Genomic DNA, 19,309 nt, shown 5'->3' on the forward strand with positions numbered 1-19,309 from the left:
AGAGACGAGTGCCAATGGCGGAACTGGAGAGCGGCCCCGGGTCCCGTGCTGCGCGGACCGGGCGGGGAGGACGGGCCAGGGCGGCGTTGCTCGCCGTGTGCCTCGGGGTGGTCGGGGTGGTCGGAACGGCGCCGGGCAGCGCCCAGGCGGCGCCTCCCGGCGGGTCCGGGCCGCGGCATCCGGCGCGGTTCGTGCCCGGGCCGTGTCCACCGACGCCGGAGCCGGTGCCCGGGCGGTGCGGATACCTGGAAGTGCCGGAGAGCCGGGAACACCGTACGGGCAAGACCATCCGGCTGGCCGTCGCGATCATCCCGGCGGTGTCGAGGAAACACACCGGCGACCCGGTGGTGTTCATGGAGGGCGGACCCGGCGGCGACGCCTTCGGCGCCATCCCGTTCCTCATCGACTCCGGGGTCAACCGGGACCGCGAGCTCATCGTGATGGCGCAGCGCGGCACGCTGTACTCGAAGCCGAGCCTCGCCTGCCCGGAGATGGACCGGTTCAACGCCGCCGCGGTGGGCATGCCGTACGACGCCCCCTCGACCGGACGCGGGCTCGTGCGCGCGGCCAAGCAGTGCCGGGACCGGCTCACGGCCGAGGGCAACGACCTGTCGGCCTACAACACCACTGAGAACGCCGCCGACTTCGCCGCCCTGCGCCGAGCCCTCGGCATCAAGAAGTGGAACGTCTACGGCTACTCCTACGGCACCGACCTGGGCCTGACCTACCTGGGCCAGCACCCCCAAGGCGTCCGCTCGCTGGCGATCGACTCGGTCGCACCGCCCCAGACCGTGAGCCTGCCCTGGACCTGGGACAGCGCCCGCGAGGGGATCAACGCCGTCTTCGCCGCGTGCGAGGCCCAGCGGGCCTGCGCCGCCCGCTACCCCGACCTCGCCCGCGTCCTGACGCAGCAGGTGCGGCGGCTGGAGGCCAACCCGCTCACCCTCACCGTGCCGCCGCCCGGCGGCGGAACCCCGGTGAAGGTCGTCCTCGACGGCGGCACCCTGGTGAACCTGCTGGTCGCCAACGGCAGCCTGGTGCGGCCCGTCGACGTCCCCGCCGCGCTGTACGAACTCGCCGCGGGCAACCCGGAGCGCCTGGCGCGCGCCCAGGCGGCCGGAGCGACGCCCGCCATCGGCGAGTTCGCCCACGGGCTCACCCACTCGGTGGCCTGCGCGGAGTGGGCTCCCGGCTTCTCCGAGCGCGACCTGCTGGAGGCGGGCCGACGGGCCTTCCCCGGCTTCCCGGACTCCGTGCTCGCCCACGCCCCGCAACTGCCCTTCGAACACGACCTGTGCCGCGTGTGGAACGTGCCGGACCGCACCGCCGTCCAGCGGATCGCCACCTACAGCGAAGTCCCCGCACTGATCATCTCCGGCACCTTCGACGCGAAGACCGGCGCGCGCTGGGGCCGCTTCGCCGGCCGTACGCTGCCCCGCTCGACCGCCGTCGTGTTCCCCGGCATCACGCACTGGGTGGTGCCGCAGGAACCCTGCGCCGCCTCCGTCCTGCGGTCCTTCCTCGCCCGGCCCACCGCGCCCGACACCCGCTGCGTGTCGGACGTCCGGCCCAAGCCGTTCACGATCATCCCCTGACGGGAGTACGCACGATGCCCCCACGCACCACCCCGGGCCGGTGCCCCGCGCGCCGGCTCCCGGCCACCCTGGCCGCGGCCACGGCCGGCGCCCTCGTCACCGGCCTCGCCGCCCTGCCCGTCCACGCCGGGCCCGGCACCCACGACCCGATCGGCACGGTGGCCCGCACCGTGGGCGACGCCCGCTTCGAACCGGGCCCCTGCCCCAGAACCGCGGACCCCATTCCCGACCTCGCCCGCGCCCGCTGCGGCACCCTCAGCGTGCCCGAGGACCGCTCCAGGCACCACAAGCCCAGGGAACACGGCAGGCGCACGATCACCCTCGCCGTCGCGATCATGCCCGCGCAGACCAGCAGACCCGCCCCCGACCCGATCGTGTGGTTCGCGGGCGGCCCCGGCGACGACGCGGTCTCCGAGATCCCGCTGGCGCTGGCCGGCAACCTCAACCGGGACCGCGATGTGGTCTTCATGTCCCAGCGCGGCACCTACTCCGCCGATCCGGAACTGACCTGCGCCAACATCGACCGCTTCAACGCCCGCGCCCTCGGCCTGGTCTCCAACGCGCCCTCCACCGGACGCCTGCACGTCGACGCGACCCGGGAGTGCCGTGACCGGGTGGACGGCACGGGCGCCGAACGCCGCACGTACAACGACATCGAGAGCGCCGCCGACTACGACGACCTGCGCCGCACCCTCGGCGTCAGGAAGTGGAACGTCTTCGGCATCTCCTACGGCACCCACCTGGCCCTCAACTACATGCGCCTGCACCCCAAGGGCATCCGCTCGGTCGGCATCGACGGCATCCTGCCGCCGTCGCTCGCGGGCGGCGCCATCACCTGGAAGGCGGCGCGCGAGGGCTTCGACGGCCTGTTCCGGGCCTGTGAGGAGCAGCCCGCCTGCAACACCCGCTACCCGAACCTCAAGGCCACCTTCCTGCGCCTGGTCAGTGAGTTGGAGGCCAACCCGCTCACCACCACCGTCACGGTTCCCGACGAACCCGAGCCGGTCAAGGTCGTCCTGGACGGCAGCAACCTGGTCACCTGGCTGACCTCCGCCACCCATGTGGCGCAAGGCGTACCGCGCTCCCTCGACGAACTCGCCCACGGCAACCCCCAGCGGATCGCCGAACAGCTCGCCGGCGGCAAGTACAGCCCGCAGGCCATCGGCAGAGTCGCCCACGGACTCGTCTACGGCGTCTTCTGCAGCCAGTGGACGCCCTACGAGAGCCGGGCCGACATCGTCCGGGCCGGCCACCGCGCCTTCCCGACCTTCCCCCGCTCCATGCTGGCCAACGCCCCCCAGCTCGCCTGGCTGCACGACGACTGCCGAGCCTGGGACATCCCGCCCGCACCCCCGTGGATCCGGGACGTCACCCGCAGCGACATCCCGACCCTCGCCCTGTCCGGCGGCTTCGACGCCCAGACAGCGCCGAGCAACGGCGCCTACGTGGCCCGCACACTGAGCCGCGCCACCACGGTCACCGTGCCCTACGTCGCCCATGTGGTGTTCGCCGACTCCACCTGCGCCCAGACGATCACCACATCGTTCTTCGAGCGCCCGACGGCACCCGACACCAGCTGCCTGGCGGGCCTCCAGCCACCGCAGTTCGAGATCGCGCCGTAAGCAAGTCCCCCCTCAGCGCGTGGAAGGGTGCGTGTGCGCGGCCGTCAGCAGCGTGGCCGCGCCGCGCACCGCCGCCGTGTGCGGGGCGGGGACCGGCCGGACGGGGGTGTGCAACCGGTCGGCGAGGGGGCGGGTGATGTCCGGACGCAGCGCGCCGCCCCCGGCCAGGAGGACGCCACGCTGGAGTGCGTCCAGCGTCTGCGCGGTGCGGTCCTGCTCCAGCATGGCGGTCACCATCGTGGTGACCGCGTCGGCGATCCGCGAGGGCGGGGTGTCGCCGCCCAGGTCGACGGTGCCCAGAGCGGCACAGCGGGCGTCGGTCACCGCGCCGTCGGTGAGCAGCACGACCTCGGTGAGGTGGGCGCCGATGTCCACCACCAGCAGGGGCCGGGACTGCTCGGCACCGGCAGCCGTGGCCACCGCCCGCGCGGAGGGAACGGTCAGCACGGTGTGCGGCCGCAGGGACTCCAGGGCGGTACGGGCCGCGGCCCGGAACGCGGGGCCGCCGAGAGCGGGGACGGTCAGCACGATCAGCCGGCTGCCGTAGCGGGGCAGGCGGTGGCCGAGCAGCCGGTCCAGCATCCGGGCGGCCGCCGGGGTGTCGACGATGGTGCCGCGCTGCACGGGGTGGACGGCACCGTCGCCGGGGACGGTCACGGTGGGCGCGTCGAGTATCGACCCGCGGCCCGACACCCAGGCGCGGGTGCGGGCACTGCCGAGGTCCAGGGCGACCCCCGAACACTTGCGGTACAGGGGCCAGGGACGGTGCCGGAGCGCGGTGGTCATGCCCCGGCCTCCCGTACGTGCTGGCAGCGGGCGCAGTAGCGGGCCTGCGGCACGATCGTCAGCCGCACCCGGTCGATGGGCCGGCGGCACAGGTGGCAGGTGCCGTACGAGCCCCGGTCCATCCGCGCCAGCGCCGCCTCGACATCGGCGAGGACCATACGGGCGGAGGCGGCGAGCTTGACGCGGACCTCGTCGAGCGGCGCCCCGGTGCCGGACACCGGGGCCGCCGTGAGCTGCTGGAGCTGTTCCCTGCGGAAGAGGCGCTGCTCGTGCAGGTCCTCGCGCAGCGCGGCCAGGTCCTCGGCCGACAGGGCCGTGTCGCGGTCGCCGATGATCTGCTGGTTCACCACATCACCCCTCGGGCAGGGCGGACATACGGGGACTGGAGGGCCGCGGCTCAGCCGGCGGTGTGCTGGCAGGGCACGCAGAACCTCGTGTACGGCAGGATCTCCAGCCGCTCGACCGGGATGGGCTTGGCGCAGCCCTGGCAGACGCCGTAGCTGCCGTCCTCGACGCGCTCGAAGGCGGCGTCGACCTCCTTGAGGACCCGCTCGACGGTCTCCTTCTGCGCCACCAGCACCTGCTCCGTCGCGTCGCGTCCGGCCTCCTCGATGGCCCGGAGCTGGGCCAGCCGCGTAGTGCGCTCGTGCTCCAGCCGCTGACGGGCCTCGTGCGCCGTCAGCCGCTCGGAGCCGGCCTCGGTCCGGGACGTATCGAGCGACATGCCATTCCTGCCTTTCATGGGTGCGCCGCGGCAGGCGGCGCGCGAACGGGGCCCGCCGGTCGGCGGGCCCGGGGTGAGCCTGAGGGGGAACCGGAGTGATCAAGGTGGGTGGGTCATGACCCCACCGTCGCCGAGGGCCACCGGGAAAGCCATCGGGCGCAATACCCATTTGCTTTCGCCCGAAGGGCCCAGCACCGTGTAGGCAGGTCAGGGCGGGAAATGGGCATTGGAGCCCATGGCCGCTACGCCGGGGCGGAGGCAGGCTGGGCGGCAGGCCGGTGCCGTACGCGGCGGCGACCGTGCGTGCCCGGGGCACGCGCCGGCCGATGGAAAGACACAGGCCGTGTCACGGAAAGGAAAGGCTTCTTCGCGGTGTCCCTGTTCTGGCGGATCTTCGCACTCAACGCCGTCGTGCTGGGGGCCGCGACCGCACTGCTGCTCTGGGCCCCGGTGACCGTCTCCGTACCGGTCCTGCTCACCGAGGCGGTGATCCTCGTCGGCGGCCTCGCCGTCATGCTCATCGCCAACGCCGCCCTGCTGCGTATCGGCCTGGCCCCGCTGGAACGGCTCACGAAGCTGATGACCACCGTCGACTTGCTGCACCCGGGCCAGCGGCTGCCGGAACGCGGCCGGGGCGAGGCCGCCGAGGTGATCCGCACCTTCAACGCCATGCTCCAGCGGCTGGAGCACGAGCGCGCCGCCAGCAGCGCGCGCGCCCTGCTCGCGCAGGAGGCCGAACGGCGCCGTATCGCCCAGGAACTCCACGACGAGGTCGGCCAGAGCATGACCGCGATCCTGCTGACGCTCAAGCGGTCGGCGGACGAGGCCGACGAACCCCTGCGCGGCGAGCTCCAGCAGGCGCAGGAGATCACCCGGGGAAGCCTGGACGAGGTCCGGCGCCTGGTACGCCGCCTGCGCCCCGGCGTCCTGGAGGACCTGGGCCTGATCAGCGCCCTGAACTCGCTGACCCACGAGTTCGCCACCCACACCGGGCTGCGCGTGGTGCGCGACTTCGCCCCCGACCTGCCCCAACTCGACCAGGAGACCGAACTCGTGCTGTACCGGGTGGCCCAGGAGGCCCTCACCAATGTGGCCCGCCACGCCGAGGCCGACCGTGTGGACGTCAGTCTGCGGCCCCTCGACGGCACGGTGGTGCTGGCCGTCGCCGACGACGGCCGGGGGACCGGAGTCGCCAAGGAAGGCGCGGGTATGCGCGGGATGCGTGAGCGGGCCCTGCTCATCGGGGCCACGCTGGATGTCACCTCACAGCCGCAGGCCGGAACGCAGGTGCGCCTGGCCGTGCCCGTCACCAGGAAGCAGTCATGACAACAGCCGACCCGTCCGTGATCCGCATCCTCCTCGCCGACGACCACGCGCTCGTCCGGCGGGGCGTACGGCTCATCCTGGACCGGGAGCCGGACCTGGAGGTCGTCGCGGAGGCCGGGGACGGCGCCGAGGCCATCGCGCTGGCCCGCACCCATGACGTCGACCTGGCCGTACTGGACATCGCCATGCCCCGCATGACCGGTCTGCAGGCCACGCGGGAACTGATCGCCCTCAAGCCCGACCTGCGGGTGCTGATGCTGACCATGCACGACAACGAGCAGTACTTCTTCCAGGCGCTCAAGGCCGGCGCCAGCGGCTACGTCCTGAAGTCCGTCGCCGACCGCGACCTGGTGGCCGCCTGCCGGGCCGCGACGCGCGACGAGCCGTTCCTCTACCCGGGCGCGGTCACCGCCCTCATCCGCCGGTACCTCGACCGCGTACGCCACGGCGAGGAGCCCCCCGACCAGGTGCTCACCCCCCGGGAGGAAGAGGTGCTCAAGCTCGTCGCGGAGGGACACTCCTCCAAGGAGATCGCCGAGCTGCTCTTCATCAGCATCAAGACCGTCCACCGGCACCGGGAGAACCTGCTGCACAAGCTCGGCCTGCGCGACCGGCTGGAACTGACCCGGTACGCGATCCGCGTCGGCCTCATCGAACCGTAGGGAATGCCCCCGCCCTTCAGGCGCGGGCGATGGGGGCCTGTGATTCCAGGGGCCCGTCCAGGTCCGCCGCGGTGACGCTGCGGAACTCCACGGCCACGACGCCGTCGACATCGCGGCACAGCGCCTCAAGGGCGGGGATCGCCGCCTGGGAGGAGAGCTGTCCGGTCAGGACCACATGACCGTGGGCCACGTCCACCTGCACCGCCGAGGGCGCCTCGCCCAGCTCCTTGACGAGGATCTCCTCGACGATTTCCCTCCGGATCGCCTGGTCCGTACGGAGGAACACACGCAGCAGGTCGCTCCGGCTCACCACGCCGATGAGGCGTCCGTCGTCGCCGGTGACGAGCAGCCGCTTGACGCCGTGCTCGGCCATCACGCGGGCCGCCTCGACCACGCTCCAGTCCTCGCGGGCACACAGCGGTGGGGAGGTCATCAGTCCGGCGGCATCGGTGGCACGGGCCTTGACCGGCGGCGCCGCGGCCTCCGGAGCTTCGGTGGCGTCCTGTCCGCCGCGCATCTTGTGCAGGAGATCGGCCTCGGACACCACGCCCAGCGGGCGGTCCTGGCCGTCCACCACGGGGACCGCGGTGATGTCGTACTCCTGCAACAGATGGGCGATCTCCTTGAATGGCGTACCGCCCTGGACCCGGACGACCGCGTCGCTCATCACGTCGCGCACCCTCAGGTGGTTCATCGAGGCATTCCTTTCTCTCACCACCGTTGTAAAAGGAAGCGTCCCGTGGTGCCTCGGTGATTCCCCTGACCTCCCTCCCCCAACTTAGCCGGAACAGGGGTGTGGACCTCGTAAGGCCCTGCTCACCAGCCGAAACAGCAGTCGAGCACGGATGGCTCAGGGATCGCCCGCGAACCGCTGGAACCCGGGCAGGCCGGCCCCGGACTGCAGTTCGCGCACCAGCTGCGGGGTGAGCAGGTCGCCCGCCCGGTCGGCGAGGACGGCCATCTCGTAGCCGACCAGGCCCACGTCGCAGCCCTCCGCGGCGAGGACGCCGAGGCAGCTGCCGTCGCGGATGCGGCCGACCATGAGGAAGCCGCCCAGCATCTCGATCATGACGAGCTTCATGCCGTGGAAGCCGTGGGCCGTCGCCGCGTTCTGAGCGAGGCTGGTGATGCCGGAGACGATCGCGGCGAGGTGGTCGGCGCGATCCCGGCCGAGGCTGTCCGAGGCGGCCATGAGCAGGCCGTCGGAGGAGACGGCGACGGCGTCGGTGACGCCGTCGGCCGTGCGGACGAAGTCCGAGATGAGCCAGCCGAAGCTCTGGACGGCGGTGGTCATGATGACGCTCCTTGTGTGGTGCCGGCCTCCGCGCGGGCGACACCTGCTCGGAAGCCGTTGAGCAGGGCGGCGACGGCGGGCCGTGCGGGCAGGGACGGGGCAGCGGCGTCCTGCGCGGGGGCGAGGAGGCGCTTGGGGAGGGTGACGAGGGCGGACAGACCGCCGCCCGGGGTGTCGAAGAGGTGGACCTGGGTGCCCGCACCGAGGCGGTGCGCGAGCCGGCCGACGACCAGCAGGCCGAGGAACCGGGTGGGCGCGGCGAGGAAGGCGTCCTCGTCCGAGCCGGGGTGGTCCGCGAGCCGGGCGTTGGCCTGCTCACGGTCGGCCTCCGGCATGCCGACGCCGTGGTCGACGACGGCGAAGCAGTACACGCCGTCCGCGCCGTCGTGCCAGCCGTGCACCTCGACCGCCTCGGTCGGCGGTGAGAAGGTCAGCCCGTTCTCGATCAGCTCGGCGAGCAGATGGGCCACATCGGCGACGGCGTGCCCGCGCACCCGCACCGGCTCCACCGTCGTGATCAGGACCCGCCGGTACTGCTCCACCTCGGCGACGGCGGACTGCACGACCTCCAGTCCACTCGCCGGTGCCGTCGTGGGCCGCGGCGGGTTCTGCCCGGCGAGGACGAGCAGACTCTCGGCGTTGCGCCGCATCCGGGTGGCCAGGTGGTCGAGTTCGAACAGCTCGGCGAGGGCGTCCGGGTCGAGTTCCTGACGCTCCAGACGGGTGATGAGGCCGAGCTGGCGGCGTACGAGATTCTGGTTGCGGCGGCCGAGGTTGGCCAGGGACTCGGTGGTGTTGCGGCGCAGACCGGCCTGCTCGGCGGCCAGGTGGAGGGCGGTCCGCTCCACCTCGCGCAGGGACTTGGCGACCCTGGCGATCTCCTCGGCGCCGCCCAGCAGATCGTCCGGTACGTCCTTTGGGAGCTCGGCGGGTTCGCGCGGCGAGCGCTGGATCCGGGCGACCGCCTCGGGCAGCCGGTGCCGTGCCACATGATGCGCGGCCTCGGCCAGGGCGCCCAGCGGGCGGGTCAGGGAGCGGGCGGCGAAGGCCGCGAAACCGGCGATGAGAGCGGACAGGAGCGCTCCGGCGAGGAGGAACGCCGCCAGTCCCGCTTCGGCGTCGTTGCGCAATGCGTCGGCGCGCCGCCGTACGTCGTCCCCGACCGACCGCTGGACGCCGTGCAGATCGTCGACGAGTACGGTCATCGCGTCCCACCAGGTGCGGGCGTCGGCGGTCAGCGCCGAGCCGCCGGCGGCCGCCTCCGCCCGCTTCTCGAAGGACGTGGCGCGCTCGGCGCTCTCGGTCCCGAGGGCCTTCGTCAGGGCGGCGCGCTGGGAATCCGTGGCGACCTGGCGGAAGCGGGAGAGGGCGGCGACGCGGGTGGCACGCACCTCGGTGAAGGTGAGGTACTCGTCGTCGCGGAACGCACCGCGGGCGAACACGCCGTTGAGGAAACCGCGTTCGAGCGCGACGGACTCCTTCGCCGCGGCCAGCTCCCGCAACGCAGCCAGTCCGTCGCGCAGTTGACGGTCGGCGCCCGCCGTGGTCCGCGCCGCCGGATCGACGGTGTTGAGCGCTTCGATGGCGTCGGTGTAGAAGGTGAGGGTCGCGCCCGGGTCCGCCTTCCCCGTGTCGGCGGCCGAACGGACCTGGGACAGGCGCTTCAGCCGCCGCTGGACCACCCCGTGCACGGCGTCCTCGTCCCGCATGTCGTCCAACGCCGCGTCGACACGCCCGCGCACAGCGGCGAGTGGATCCCGGAACTCCTCCTCACCGCCCAACAGGCCGTTGGTCAGGCCCCGTTCGCGCTGTAAATGATGGACCAGGGACTGCACCCGCAGACTGAGCCCGACCTCGGCGCGCGTCGTCCGCGCCGCGCCCACCGCCTCGGCCCGCTCGTGCACGGCATAACCGGCCACACTCAGCAGCAGACAGATCGGGACCGCGATCACCACGGCCACCCGGCCCCTGACGCTGCGCCAGCCGAACACCGGCCGTGACGACTTCCACACCCTCATGTGCTGAAGCTAGACCGACCACGACGACGGGCGGTTTCCGACCTGTTAGGCCGTGTGGGAACTTCGGTTGCGCCGCCCTCACACCTCCGGCCCGGACCCTGTGACGGCCGCAGAGGGCCGTACAGGTGAACGCACCACCCCTCGAACGGAGTACTGCCGGGGACGGGTGGCGGGATCGCTCCTATCTTGGAACAGCTCACCGACGGTCGGCGCCAAGGCAGGCAGTGCATGACAGAACCGCACATCGACTATGCGGAGGTCTTCCATGCCCTGCCGGGCATGGTGGCACTGCTCACCCCGGACCTCGTCTACGTCGACGCCAACGACGATTTCCTGAGACTGGCCGGGCGCACCCGCGAACAACTCCTGGGCCGCTACATCTTCGATGTCTTCCCCGAGAACCCGAACGAGCCCGCGGCGGCCGGCATGCGGGAGACCCGGGAGTCGATGGAGCGGGCGGTGGCCACCGGCCAGCGGGACACCATGGCGCTGCTGCGCTACGACATCGAGGACGCCGACCGGCCGGGCCACTGGCAGGAGCACTACTGGAGCCCGGTCAACGCCCCCGTCGTCGACAAGGACGGGCGGGTGGTGCTGCTCGTGCACCGGGTCGAGGAAGTCACCGACCTGATCCGGGCGTTCGGCGGCGACGGCGGCAGCGACACCCGCTCGCGCGTGCTGGAGGCCGAGCTGTACACCCGGGCCCGTGAGCTCCAGGAGGTCAACGAGCGGCTCCGCAGGGCGCACGCCCACGAACGCGAGGTCGCGCTCGCCCTCCAGGACGCCATGCTGCCGCCGCCCGGCCCGACCGGCCCGCACGGAGCCGCCGTACGCTACCGGCCCGCCGTCGGCGGGCTGAACGTGTGCGGCGACTGGTACGACCTGGTCGACCTCCCCGACGGATCCCTCGCGGTCGCCGTCGGGGACGTCGTCGGCCACGGACTGGTCGCCGCCTGCGCCATGGGACAGCTGCGCAGCGCCCTGAGCGCGGCCTGCCGGGTCGCGGACGGCCCGGCCGAGGCACTCGACGCCCTCGGCCTGTACGCCCGCTCCGTCGAGGGCGCCGAGTCGACCACCGTCGCCACCGCCTTCGTCGACTGGGACGACCGCACCATCATCTACAGCTGCGCCGGACACCCCCCGCCCGCGCTGCTGCGCCCCGACGGCTCCGTGGTCTTCCTCGACCAGGCCACCGACCCCCCGCTCGGCGCCCGCCCCGAGCACATCCCCCGGCTCCAGGCCAGCGCGCCGTTCGCCGACGGCACCGTACTGGTGCTCTACACCGACGGTCTCTTCGAGCGCCGCGGCGAGGACGTCGACGTCGGCCTCGCCCGGCTGGCCGACTCCCTCACCCGGCACCGGGACCTCGACCCCGAGGCCCTGGCCGACGTCCTGCTGGCGGACCTCCTGCCGCCCGAGGGCAACAAGGACGACACCGCCCTCATCGTCATTCGGCTGTGAGACCGCCGCGGGCGATGACCTCCGCGTACCAGCGGGCGCTGTCCTTGAAGGTGCGCCGCTGGGTCGCGAAGTCGACATGGACGATGCCGAACCGCTTGCTGTAGCCGTAGGCCCACTCGAAGTTGTCCAGCAGCGACCACAGGAAGTAGCCCCGCACGTCCGCGCCGTCCTCGATGGCCCGGTGCACGGCGGCCAGGTGGGCGTGCAGGTAGGCCACCCGCTCGGGGTCCTTCACCTCGCCCTGCGGGTCGGCGTAGTCGTCGTACGCCGCGCCGTTCTCGGTGATCACCAGCGGCGTGCCCGGCAGGTCGTCGCGCAGCCGCAGCAGCAGCTCGTGCAGCGCGTCCGCGTCGATCGGCCAGTCCATCGCCGTACGCGGGCCGGGCGCGGGCAGGAAGCGTACGTACTGCTCCGCGCCCGCCCACGGGGAGGGCTCGGTGAACGGCACCACGGACTCCGGGGGAACCCCTTCGACCAGGGCGGGCGAGTAGTAGTTGATGCCCAGGGAGTCGATGCGGGTGGAGGCGATGTCCAGGTCGCCGTCCTGCACGAACGACCAGTCGGTGATCGCCGCGGTGTCCTCGACCAGGTCCTGCGGGAGCGCGCCGCGGAAGACCGGGTCGAGGAAGACCCGGTTGCCGACCGCGTCGATCCGCCGGGCCGCGTCCACATCGGCGGGGTCCTGCGAGTTCGGGCGCACCGCGTGCAGGTTCAGGGTGAGCGAGATCTCCGAGCGGGTGCCCAGCGCGGTGCGCAGGGCCTGCACCGCCAGGCCGTGCGCCAGGTTGAAGTGGTGCGCGGCGCGCAGGGAGGCGAGATTGTTCGTGTGCCCCGGGGCGTGCACGCCGTTGCCGTAGCCGAGGAAGGCCGCGCACCAGGGCTCGTTGAGCGTGGTCCAGGTGGCCACCCGGTCGCCGAGCGCCCCGGCCATGATCTGCGCGTACTCGCTGAAGCGGTACGCCGTCTCGCGGTGCGGCCAGCCGCCGGCGTCCTCCAGCTCCTGCGGCAGGTCCCAGTGGTAGAGCGTGGCCACCGGGCGGATGCCGGCCTCCAGCAGTTCGTCGACCAGCTTGCGGTAGAAGTCCAGCCCCTTCTGCACCGCGGGCCCGCGGCCGGTCGGCTGCACCCGCGGCCAGGCGATCGAGAAGCGGTAGTCGGTGACACCGAGCCGCCGCATCAGCGCGATGTCCTCGCTCACGCGGTGGTAGTGGTCGGCGGCGATGTCCCCCGTGTCGCCGTTGCGCACCTTGCCCGGGGTACGGCTGAAGGTGTCCCAGATCGACGGGGTGCGGCCGTCCTCGGCTGCGGCTCCCTCGATCTGGTACGCCGCCGTGGCCGTGCCCCACCGGAAGTCCGGCGGGAAGCGGTGCGTGATGGCGTCGGGGCGGGTGTCGAGCGCGGTCATGAGGTTGGGACTCCCAGGAGTGAGACGGTGGTGCCGGAACGGGCGGATGCGGGTGCCGCGGGGTCAGCCCTTGACCGCGCCCTGCATGATGCCGCCGACGATCTGACGGCCCAGCAGGCCGAAGACGAGCAGCACGGGCAGGGTGCCGAGCAGGGTGCCGGCCATGATCACGGACTGGTCGTGGACGTATCCGCCGCCGAGCTGGCGCAGGGCGACCTGGACGGTCGGCTCCGAGGAGGTCAGCGCGACGATCGGCCAGAAGAAGTCGTTCCAGGCGGCCATGAAGGTCAGCAGGCCGAGCACGGCCATACCGGGCCGGGCGATGGGCACCACGATCGACCAGAAGATACGGGCGGTGGACGCGCCGTCCACGCGGGCGGCCTCGATCAGCTCGTCCGGCAGGGACTGCACGAGGTACTGCCGCATGAAGAACACACCGAAGGCGGAGACGAGCCCCGGCAGGATCACCGCCTGGAGCTGGTTCACCCACTGGAGTTCGGCGATCAGCATGAACAGCGGGATCACACCCAGCTGCGGCGGGATCATCATGGTGCCGATGGTGAGGGCGAGCAGCGCGTTGCGGCCCTTGAACTTGAGCTTGGCGAAGGCGAAACCGGCGAGCGTGGAGCACAGCACGGTGCCGACGGTGATCGACCCGGAGACGATGAAGGAGTTCAGCAGCGCCTTACCGATCTCCGCCTCCTCCATCACCGCCTCGAAGTTGCGCATCAGGTTGGGGCCGGGCAGCAGGGTCGGCGGCACCTTCGCCAGGTCGGCGTTGGAGCGGCTCGCGGCGACGATCGTCCAGTAGAAGGGGAACGCGGAGATCAGTACGGCCACGATCAGGACGGCGTAGGCGAGGGGCCCGCCGTGGTTGGTGCGTCCCGCCCGGGAGCGGCGGCGTTTGGCCGGGGTGGAGCCGTCGGCGGTGGGCTGCTTGACCGGCGGGTCGGCGAGCGCGGTCATCGGCCGGCCTCCTTGCGGATACGGCGGCGCGCGATCAGGGTGTTGACCCCGACGAGCACCAGGATGAGCAGGAACATCACCCAGGCGATGGCGGCGGCCCGGCCCAGGTGGAAGAAGCCCCAGCCCTGCTCGTACATGTACAGCCCGAGCGTCTGGTACTGGTGTGAGATGCCGCCGGAGACCGAGCCCTCGAACAGCAGTGGTTCACCGAAGAGCTGGGTGGCGCCGATGGTGGAGACGATGACCGTGAACACGATCGTCGGCCGCAGTCCGGGCAGCGTGACGTGGACGAACTGCCGCCACTTGGAGGCGCCGTCCATCTCGGCGGCCTCGTACAGCTCGCCGGGGATGGACTGCATGCCCGCGAGGTAGATCAGGGCGTTGTAGCCGGTCCAGCGCCAGATGACGATGGTGGAGACGGCGATCTGCGAGGCGACGGTGCCGGTCTGCCAGTCCACCGGGTCGATGCCGACGAGCCCGATGACGTAGTTGATCAGGCCGAAGTCACGGCCGAAGAGCTGGGCGAAGACCAGGGTGGCGGCGGCCACGGACGTCGCGTACGGCAGCAGCATGGCCGTGCGCAGGAACGTACGGCCGCGCAGCTTGTAGTTGAGCAGATGCGCGAGCCCGAGGGCCATGACGAGCTGCGGCACGGTGGAGATCACACCGATGGTGAACGTGTTGCGCAGCGACGTCCAGAAGAAGTCGTCGCTGAGCAGGGCGGTGTAGTTGTCCAGTCCGCGCCACTCCATGTCGCCGGGGGTCTGCAGTTCGACCCGGTACAGCGACACGAACGCCGTGTAGATCAGCGGGAAGAGACCGAAGGCGGCGAACAGGGTGAAGAACGGAGCGATGTAGGCGTAGGGCGAGAACTTCTGCCAAGCACGCCGCACGGCGGGCGGCCGGGACGGCGAGATCGGCTTCGCGGATGCGGTGAGGGTCACGGTGCGGCCCTTCGAGGTGTCGGTGCCGGGTGCCAGTGGGGGCGGGGCGGGCCCGGGGCCGGTCCGTGCGCGGGGTGGCTCGCGCGGGGACCGGCCCCGGTGGGAGGCGTCAGCCGATGGTGTTCTCGACGCCCTTCTTGGCGTTGGACCATGCCTTGTCGGGGTCGGTGCCCTTGCGCTCGACCTCGCTCAGCGCGTTGGTGATCTGCTGGGCCACGTTCTGGTCGTGGATGCCGAGGACCTGGACCGGGGCGGCCTTGGCGGCGTCACCGAAGATCTGGCCGATCGGGGCGTTGTTGAAGTACTCGTCCTTGGCGCCGGCGACCTTGTCGATGGCGCCGGTGGCGGAGGGGAAGTTGCCCTGCTTCTCGAAGAGCTTGGCCTGCTGCTCGGGCGCGGTCAGCCACTTGATCAGCTTGTAGGCGGCTTCCTTGTTCTTGGCGGCCTTGGGGACGGCGAGGTAGGAGCCGCCCCAGTTGCCGGCGCCGCCGGGCAGCTTGGCGATGTCCCAGGTGCCCTTGCCCGCGTCACCGGCCTGGCCCTTGATGTAGCCGAGCATCCAGGCGGGGCAGGGGATGGTGGCGAAGGATCCGGCGGCGAACGCCTGGTTCCACTGCGGGGACCACTGGTCGAGCTTGGCGCTCAGTCCGGACTCCGCGGCCTCCACGGAGGTGTTCCAGGCGGTCTTCAGAGCGGGGTTGGTCTCCCAGATCAGGTCGCCGGAGGCGTTGTAGTAGCGCTCCTTCTCCTGGCCGATCATGATCGAGTACAGGCTGCCGACGGAGTCGATCCAGGCGCTCTTCTTGGGGGCCTTCTTCAGGTACTGCTTGCCGAGGTCGACATAGCCGTCCCAGGTGGACCACTTCTGTGCGAGTTCCTCGCGGTCGGTGGGCAGTCCGGCCTTCTTGAACAGGTCCGTGCGGTAGCACATCGCCTCGGGGCCGACGTCGGTGCCCAGGCCCAGGACCTCGCCGTTCTTGCCGGTCGCGGCGGACCACTTGGCATCGGCGAACTCGCTCTTGAGCTCCTCGGCGCCGTACTTCTTCAAGTCTTCGAACTTGTCGGCCTGCTGCTGGGTGACCGAGGCGATACGGCCCACCTCGATGCCCTGGACATCGGCGAGACCGCCGCCGCCGGCGAGGCGGGTCTGCAGCGACTTCCAGTAGTCGGCCTCGTCCTCGGTGTCGGTCTGCTTGATGGTGACGCCGGGGTTGAGCTTCTCGTACTCCTCGTACAGCCCGGCCTCCTTGTATCCGAAGGAACCGAAGAGGTCCACGGTGATGGTGACCTTTCCGTCCGCGGTGTCGGAGGTGTCCGTGGACCCTCCGCAGGCGGCGAGCAGGGCACCGGCGAGGACGACGGCCCCCAGGCTGACGGCGCCCCTCTTGGCGGCTCGGGCGATGGGCATAAGAAGCCTCCCTTGGCTTCGGGGTGGAGCGAGAACGCCTTGAGAGCGCTCTCAAACTGCGGGTGGAGCGTGCCTGTCGCAAGGGCTATCCGTCAAGAGTCGAAGGCATAACGGGTTGAACTCGGTCTCCAACTGCCTTCTGTGTCAGACCTATTGACGCGTGTGTTTCAGGGGCCGTACGTTTCCGGCCATCTGAGAGCGCTCTCGAAACGTTCCGGACGCACACGGTGAGACCCCACTTACCCGTCGTGATGACATGAGGTGCCCCACAACATGCCAGCCACCCGCACCCGACCAGCCGCTGTGCTGGTCCTGGCCGCCGCACTGGCTGCCACCGGACTCGGTCCGATGGCGTCCCCGGCAGCCGCCGCCACGATCCCCATCGGCGCCGGCAGCTACTCCGACACCCGCCCCGCCGGGACCACCGGCCCCACCAACAACACCGGCCAGCCGGTCACCCCGAAGGTGACCGACGCCGCCAAGGACAAGCCCGTACCCACCAACGACTGGTGGTCCTCACTGGCCTTCCAGCGGTACGGCGACAACCCCTACTCCACGCCGATGTACGGCCACCCGCTCACCTACCAGGCCGTCTCCGGCGGCCTGGAGATCGGCTACCCGACGTCCCCCAGCATCGTCGGCGACGGCCGCCAGTACGAGTACGCCCACAAGGCCGACCTGACCCTCGGTCTCAGCGGGCTGAACTCGCCCAACACCAAGGCCGACGACTGGTCCGACTGGACCGTCACGCCGTACTGGTCCGACGGCAGCCGCACCCTGCGCACCACCATCGGCCACGGCCTGCCGTTCGTATACGCCAAGGGCTCCGGCGGCGACGCCCGGATCAGCACGGCCTCCGCACCGAACGTCTTCGCCGACCAGGGCAACGTCCTCGGCATCACGGTCGGCGGACACCACTACGCGCTGTTCGCGCCGAGCGGCAGCGACTGGAACGTCTCCGGCTCCGCCATCACCGCCGGCCTGAACGGCAAGGACTACTTCTCCGTCGCCGTCCTGCCCTCCACCGACGCACTCGCCACCTACCGCAAGTACGCCTTCAGCTTCGTCACCGGCTCCACCGTCGACTGGGACTACAGCGGCGGCACCGTGCGCGCCACGTACAAGCTCACCACCGAGGCCAAGGAGGGCAGCGAGCGCGGCACGCTCCAGGCCCTCTACCGGCACCAGTGGCTGCACACCCAGGACGCGCTCACCTCGTACACCTACGTCTCACCACGAGGCACCATGAAGGTGCGCGAAGGCACGACGTTCACCACCACGCAGAAGGCCTCCCCGGTGCTGCCGGGCCTGCCGAAGACGAACGCCGTCGACACAGCGCGCCTGCGCACCTACCTCAACGACGTCGCGAACTCCTCGGACCCCTTCTCCGGGGCCGTCGACACCTACTGGACGGGCAAGGCCCTCGGCAAGCTCGCCCAGCTGGTGCCGCTCGCCGACCAGATCGGCGAGGGCGCGATCCGCGACAAGCTCATCAACCTCCTCAAGGGCCGCCTGGAGCAGTGGTTCACCGCGGGCGGCGCCAATGAGTTCTCCTACGACAAGGCCTGGAAGACGCTGATCGGCTACCCGGCCTCCTACGGCAGCGACGCCGAACTCAACGACCACCACTTCCACTACGGCTACTACATCTACGCGGCCGCGATCGTCGCCCAGTACGACTCCTCCTGGGCCGCCGACTCCGCCTGGGGCGGCATGGTCAAGACCCTGATCCGCGACACCGCCAACCCCAGCCGCGGCGACAGCTCCTTCCCCTTCCTGCGCGGCTTCGACGTCTACGCAGGCCACAGCTGGGCCGCCGGCCACCAGGGCTTCGCCGCCGGCAACAACCAGGAGTCCTCCTCGGAGTCGACCAACCTCAGCGCGGCCCTCGTGCTGTGGGGCTCCGCCACCGGTGACGCGAGCCTGCGCGACCTCGGCAGCTACCTGCTCACCACCGAGGCCGAGGCCATCGCCCAGTACTGGTTCGACGCCGACGAGCAGGTCTTCCCGTCCTCCTTCGGCCACGACACCGTCGGCATGGTCTGGGGCAGCGGCGGCGCCTACTCCACCTGGTGGACGGCCAACCCCGAGGAGATCCACGGCATCAACGTCCTGCCGGTGACCGGCGGTTCCCTGCACCTGGGTGGCGAAAAGGCGGCCATCCGGCGGAACTTGGCGGAGATGGAACGGGAGAACGGCGGACCGGCCCAGGAATGGCGCGACATCCTCTGGGAGTTCCAGTCCTTCGCGGACCCGTCGGCGGCCAAGGCCAAGTGGGACGCGGGCCACGGCTCGTACGACCCGGAGGCCGGCGAGACCAAGGCGCACACCTACCACTGGATCGAGACCTTCGGCGCGCTCGGCGCCCCCGACCCGACCGTGACCGGTGACATCCCCACCTCCGCCGTCTTCAGCAACGGCAGCACCCGCACCTACGTCGCCCACAACTACGGTTCCAGCGCCCGCACGGTGACCTTCTCGGACGGCAAGAGCCTGTCCGTGCCGGCTCGTTCGACCGCGTCCGGAACCGGGGAGGACAGCGGGGAGCCGGACCCGGATCCCGACCCCGAGCCGACCGGCAACACCTTCCGGCTGCGCTCCGGCGGCACGCTCACCACGGCCACCGACGGCACGGCGGGCAGCGACACCATCGCCTCCGCCGGGGGCGCCAACCACGACGGCACCCCGAACCAGCCGCTCGTCTACGTGGCCCGCGGCGTCAACGGCACCCTCAAGCAGGGCGCCTCGACCGAGTTCAAGTTCCAGGTCGACGCTGGCACCACGGTGGGCCTCGGCCAGCAGGTGAGGGTCAGCTACGACCTCACCGGCGACGGCACCTACGACCGCACGGAGACCTACCACTACTTCGCCACCGACCCGGTGCCGGGATGGGAGCAGTACAACCAGACCCGAGGTCTGAAGTCCTCCAGCGGCACCCTCGGCACCATGAACAACGGCACGGTACGGCTGGAGGTCTGGAGCGCCATCGGCAACGGCACCTCCAAGATCCAGACCGGTACGGAGAACTCCGTCCTGGTGATCCCCTTCGGCTGACCCCGTCCTGACCGCCTTCGGCGCGGCGGGCACCGGCCATCGAG

At 71.3% G+C, this 19,309-nt stretch carries 16 protein-coding genes; 6 read left to right on the plus strand and 10 right to left on the minus strand.

The features are described 5' to 3' along the window. Nucleotides 1-251 precede the first annotated feature (251 nt). A complete protein-coding gene (locus ACZ7L7_RS31610; RefSeq protein ID WP_285513988.1) occupies nucleotides 252-1,595 on the plus strand; it encodes an alpha/beta fold hydrolase in 1,344 nt (447 codons plus the stop codon). Nucleotides 1,596-1,609: 14 nt separating this feature from the next. Further along, nucleotides 1,610-3,217, plus strand: a complete 1,608-nt coding sequence (locus tag ACZ7L7_RS31615) for an alpha/beta fold hydrolase (RefSeq protein ID WP_453598675.1) — start codon at nucleotides 1,610-1,612, stop codon at nucleotides 3,215-3,217. Between the two features lie 12 nt (nucleotides 3,218-3,229). Here the strand turns inward: ACZ7L7_RS31615 and ACZ7L7_RS31620 are convergent, their stop codons facing one another. Genes ACZ7L7_RS31620 through ACZ7L7_RS31630 form a run of 3 tightly spaced genes read right to left on the minus strand, consistent with a single transcriptional unit; the run spans nucleotide 3,230 to nucleotide 4,727 of the window. Further along, nucleotides 3,230-4,003 (minus strand): rod shape-determining protein, encoded by a 774-nt coding sequence (locus tag ACZ7L7_RS31620; RefSeq protein WP_453598672.1) that lies wholly within the window; start codon nucleotides 4,001-4,003, stop codon nucleotides 3,230-3,232. Continuing rightward, nucleotides 4,000-4,353: a TraR/DksA family transcriptional regulator gene (locus ACZ7L7_RS31625; protein WP_285513985.1), complete on the minus strand. Its 354-nt coding sequence runs from the start codon at nucleotides 4,351-4,353 to the stop codon at nucleotides 4,000-4,002. Before ACZ7L7_RS31625 ends, ACZ7L7_RS31620 begins: the two co-directional genes overlap by 4 nt. Before the next feature lie 47 nt (nucleotides 4,354-4,400). Next, nucleotides 4,401-4,727 (minus strand): TraR/DksA family transcriptional regulator, encoded by a 327-nt coding sequence (locus ACZ7L7_RS31630; RefSeq protein ID WP_285513984.1) that lies wholly within the window; start codon nucleotides 4,725-4,727, stop codon nucleotides 4,401-4,403. Between the two features lie 372 nt (nucleotides 4,728-5,099). Between ACZ7L7_RS31630 and ACZ7L7_RS31635 the strand changes: the two genes are divergently transcribed. Both ACZ7L7_RS31635 and ACZ7L7_RS31640 read left to right on the plus strand, forming a co-directional pair. Continuing rightward, nucleotides 5,100-6,053 (plus strand): HAMP domain-containing sensor histidine kinase, encoded by a 954-nt coding sequence (locus ACZ7L7_RS31635; protein ID WP_285513983.1) that lies wholly within the window; start codon nucleotides 5,100-5,102, stop codon nucleotides 6,051-6,053. Next, complete coding sequence (locus tag ACZ7L7_RS31640; RefSeq protein ID WP_285513982.1) at nucleotides 6,050-6,715, plus strand: response regulator; 666 nt, start codon at nucleotides 6,050-6,052, stop codon at nucleotides 6,713-6,715. The genes ACZ7L7_RS31635 and ACZ7L7_RS31640 overlap by 4 nt, the downstream gene beginning before the upstream one ends. 16 nt (nucleotides 6,716-6,731) lie before the next feature. Here the strand turns inward: ACZ7L7_RS31640 and ACZ7L7_RS31645 are convergent, their stop codons facing one another. From ACZ7L7_RS31645 to ACZ7L7_RS31655, 3 genes are all read right to left on the minus strand, one after another. Further along, nucleotides 6,732-7,409 carry a CBS domain-containing protein gene (locus tag ACZ7L7_RS31645; RefSeq protein WP_453598666.1) on the minus strand — a complete coding sequence of 226 codons (678 nt, stop codon included), beginning with the start codon at nucleotides 7,407-7,409 and terminating at the stop codon, nucleotides 6,732-6,734. Between the two features lie 156 nt (nucleotides 7,410-7,565). Continuing rightward, nucleotides 7,566-8,009: a roadblock/LC7 domain-containing protein gene (locus tag ACZ7L7_RS31650; RefSeq protein WP_285513980.1), complete on the minus strand. Its 444-nt coding sequence runs from the start codon at nucleotides 8,007-8,009 to the stop codon at nucleotides 7,566-7,568. After that, nucleotides 8,006-10,027 carry a sensor histidine kinase gene (locus tag ACZ7L7_RS31655; RefSeq protein ID WP_285513979.1) on the minus strand — a complete coding sequence of 674 codons (2,022 nt, stop codon included), beginning with the start codon at nucleotides 10,025-10,027 and terminating at the stop codon, nucleotides 8,006-8,008. The genes ACZ7L7_RS31650 and ACZ7L7_RS31655 overlap by 4 nt, the downstream gene beginning before the upstream one ends. Before the next feature lie 228 nt (nucleotides 10,028-10,255). Between ACZ7L7_RS31655 and ACZ7L7_RS31660 the strand changes: the two genes are divergently transcribed. Further along, a complete protein-coding gene (locus ACZ7L7_RS31660; RefSeq protein WP_285513978.1) occupies nucleotides 10,256-11,488 on the plus strand; it encodes a PP2C family protein-serine/threonine phosphatase in 1,233 nt (410 codons plus the stop codon). Here ACZ7L7_RS31660 and ACZ7L7_RS31665 read toward each other — a convergent pair. The 4 genes from ACZ7L7_RS31665 to ACZ7L7_RS31680 form a co-directional block, all read right to left on the minus strand. Then, nucleotides 11,475-12,893: a GH1 family beta-glucosidase gene (locus tag ACZ7L7_RS31665; RefSeq protein ID WP_472077738.1), complete on the minus strand. Its 1,419-nt coding sequence runs from the start codon at nucleotides 12,891-12,893 to the stop codon at nucleotides 11,475-11,477. The genes ACZ7L7_RS31660 and ACZ7L7_RS31665 overlap by 14 nt on opposite strands. 63 nt (nucleotides 12,894-12,956) lie before the next feature. Beyond that, nucleotides 12,957-13,859 carry a carbohydrate ABC transporter permease gene (locus ACZ7L7_RS31670; RefSeq protein ID WP_093723449.1) on the minus strand — a complete coding sequence of 301 codons (903 nt, stop codon included), beginning with the start codon at nucleotides 13,857-13,859 and terminating at the stop codon, nucleotides 12,957-12,959. Then, nucleotides 13,856-14,803 (minus strand): carbohydrate ABC transporter permease, encoded by a 948-nt coding sequence (locus ACZ7L7_RS31675; RefSeq protein WP_285513975.1) that lies wholly within the window; start codon nucleotides 14,801-14,803, stop codon nucleotides 13,856-13,858. Before ACZ7L7_RS31675 ends, ACZ7L7_RS31670 begins: the two co-directional genes overlap by 4 nt. Before the next feature lie 109 nt (nucleotides 14,804-14,912). Then, nucleotides 14,913-16,211, minus strand: a complete 1,299-nt coding sequence (locus ACZ7L7_RS31680) for an ABC transporter substrate-binding protein (RefSeq protein ID WP_285513974.1) — start codon at nucleotides 16,209-16,211, stop codon at nucleotides 14,913-14,915. A 273-nt stretch (nucleotides 16,212-16,484) separates the two neighbouring features. Between ACZ7L7_RS31680 and ACZ7L7_RS31685 the strand changes: the two genes are divergently transcribed. Continuing rightward, nucleotides 16,485-19,265 (plus strand): glycosyl hydrolase, encoded by a 2,781-nt coding sequence (locus ACZ7L7_RS31685; RefSeq protein WP_453598658.1) that lies wholly within the window; start codon nucleotides 16,485-16,487, stop codon nucleotides 19,263-19,265. Nucleotides 19,266-19,309: the final 44 nt, after the last annotated feature.

It is taken from the genome of Streptomyces sp. NPDC110618 (genome assembly GCF_055657065.1).